Source organism: Azospirillum sp. B4 (assembly GCF_000333275.1).
In the GTDB taxonomy this organism is placed as follows: Bacteria; Pseudomonadota; Alphaproteobacteria; order Azospirillales; family Azospirillaceae; genus Nitrospirillum.
Window position 1 is genome coordinate 1 of the sequence record NZ_BACU01000294.1, and the last position, 2,346, is coordinate 2,346.

Genomic DNA, 2,346 nt, shown 5'->3' on the forward strand with positions numbered 1-2,346 from the left:
CGCCATGCCGGCGGAGATCGACCCGTCGCCGATCACGGCGATGACGTGGTGTTCCCGCCCGCGAGGTCACGGGCCACCGCCATGCCCAGGCCCGCCGAGATGGAGGTGGAGCTGTGCGCCGCGCCGAACGGATCGTACTCGCTCTCCGACCGCCGGGTGAAGCCAGACAGGCCACCACCCGTGCGCAGCGTGCGGATGCGGTCCCGGCGCCCCGTCAGGATCTTGTGCGGATAGGCCTGATGGCCAACGTCCCAGATGATGCGGTCCGCCGGCGTGTCGAACACGTAGTGCAGCGCCACCGTCAGTTCCACAACGCCCAAGCCGGCACCCAGATGCCCACCCGTCACTGACACCGCGTCGATTGTCTCGGAACGCAGTTCATCCGCCACCTGCCGCAGCTGCGAGGGATCCAGCGCGCGCAAGCGGTCAGGCGTCGGACACTGGTCCAACAACGGGGTCTTCGTCGCCATTCATCGGCTCCCAATCAAACTCTTTTCTTAAGACCGCCGATCCACAACGAAGCGCGCCACCGCCTGCAACATGGTCGCCCGACCCTCGAAAATCTCCAGATGCCGCGTGGCCTGGTCGGCCAGCCGGCCGGCTTGGTCACGGGCCCGTTCCAGGCCCAGGATGGACACGAAGGTCGCCTTGCCCGCCGGCTTGTCGCGGCCCACGGACTTGCCGGTCTCGGCCTCCGTCCCCTCCACGTCCAGCAGGTCGTCGGCGATCTGGAAGGCCAGGCCCAGGTCATGGGCATAGGCCTGCAAGGCATGGAACTGCGGCGGGGAGGCACGGCCCAGGATGGCGCCGGCGGTGGCGGCGAAGGCGATCAGCTCACCCGTCTTCAGCCGCTGCAGCCGCGTGATGGCGCCGATGTCCAGGGCCTGGCTCTCGGCGATCAGGTCCAGCATCTGGCCGCCCACCATGCCACGCGGGCCGGACGCCTTGGCCAGGGCGGAAACCAGGGCGCAGCGCACCCGGGGGTCCTCATGGGTTTCGCTGTCCGTCAGCACCTCGAACGCCGCCGTCAGCAGCGCGTCGCCAGCCAGGATGGCCGTGGCCTCGTCAAACTGGCGGTGCACCGTGGGCCGGCCGCGCCGCAGGCTGGCGTCGTCCATGGCTGGCAGGTCGTCGTGGATCAGGGAATAGCAGTGGACGAACTCCACCGCCGCCGCCACGCGTAGCGCGCAGGCCGGGCTGACGTTGAACAGGCGGGCGCTTTCCATGACCAGGAAGGGCCGCAGCCGCTTGCCCCCGCCCAGGCAGCCATAGCGCATGGCCTCATACAGCTTGGCCTCCGCCATGCTGCTGCGGGGCAGCAGGATGTCGATGGCGGTTTCCACCTGCTCGACGGTGTCCGCCATGGCGGTGGTGAGGGATTTGGGCAGGCTGGGCATCAGGGCATACTCTAAGGTCAGCTGCGGGCTTAATCGATGCGGGCCGGTTCCACGGCCACCGTACCATCACCGCCCAGGGTGATGCGGTCGACCTTTTCCTGGGCCTCCCGCAGCTTCCCTTCGCAATGACGCTTCAGCAGGGTGCCGCGTTCATAGAAGCCGATGGCGTCGTCCAGCTTGGCCTTCCCGTCCTCCAGCTGGCGCACGATGCGCTCCAGCTCACCCATCGCGTCCTCGAAACTCATGGCCTTGATGTCGGCCGGCAGGGTCAGATCAGTCATGTAGGGTCCACGGGATCAACGGAAAGGGCGGCAGGCAAAACCCAAGGTTGGATCGGAGCGGCCGACCCGGACACGGTATAGGCGATTGCGGCGCCGCACACCAAGGTTCGCGACTGTAGGTCCGGCCGGCATCCGCCGCAAGCATCCTGGCCGGGAGGCAGCCCCGTCACGGGTGACGGACCGCCGCACCGGCCGTCTTCAAACCTCCATGGCCTCAAACCTCCATGAGCGTGCCGACATGGGCGGCCACGCAGGACGCCAGCGCCGTTGGATCATAGCCCCCTTCCAGGGTGGAGACCAAGCGGCCCTGGCAGCGGCGCTGGGCGATGGCCGCGATCTCGGCCGTCACCCAGGCGAAATCATCCTCGACCAGGTTCAGGTCGGCCAGCGGGTCGCCGCGGTGGGCATCGAAACCGGCGGAAATGAGGATAAGTTCCGGGGCGAAGGCATCCAGGGCCGGCAACAGGCGCGTGGCCATCCCCTCACGGAACTCCGCCCCGCCGGCGCCGGCGCGCAGCAGCACGTTGACCACCGTGCCGTACTCCCCCCTGTCGCCCAGGGCGCCGGTGCCGGGATAGAGCGGCCATTCGTGGGTGGACCATAGACCAGGTCTGGGTCGTTCTCGGCCAGGGTCTGGCTGCCGTTGCCGTGGTGGACATCGAAATCCA

General features: G+C 68.2%; 2 protein-coding genes and 2 pseudogenes. All 4 read right to left on the reverse strand.

The window, feature by feature from the left end; translation table 11 throughout:
• Positions 1-470, reverse strand: a pseudogene (locus I55_RS13395) (1-deoxy-D-xylulose-5-phosphate synthase N-terminal domain-containing protein); the annotation flags it as partial.
• A 27-nt stretch (positions 471-497) separates the two neighbouring features.
• Positions 498-1,397, reverse strand: coding sequence for a polyprenyl synthetase family protein (locus tag I55_RS13400; protein WP_044561084.1), 900 nt, complete (start codon positions 1,395-1,397; stop codon positions 498-500).
• 29 nt (positions 1,398-1,426) lie between these two features.
• Complete coding sequence (locus I55_RS13405) at positions 1,427-1,678, reverse strand: exodeoxyribonuclease VII small subunit (RefSeq protein WP_044561085.1); 252 nt, start codon at positions 1,676-1,678, stop codon at positions 1,427-1,429.
• Between the two features lie 214 nt (positions 1,679-1,892).
• A pseudogene (locus I55_RS13410) lies at positions 1,893-2,346 on the reverse strand (hypothetical protein); the annotation flags it as partial.

What these genes read in the sequence shown, in the direction of transcription:
- I55_RS13400 (WP_044561084.1), bottom strand. Translation starts at nt 1,397, where the DNA reads ATGCCCAGCCTGCCCAAATCCCTCACCACCGCCATGGCGGACACCGTC.
- I55_RS13405 (WP_044561085.1), bottom strand. Translation starts at nt 1,678, where the DNA reads ATGACTGATCTGACCCTGCCGGCCGACATCAAGGCCATGAGTTTCGAG.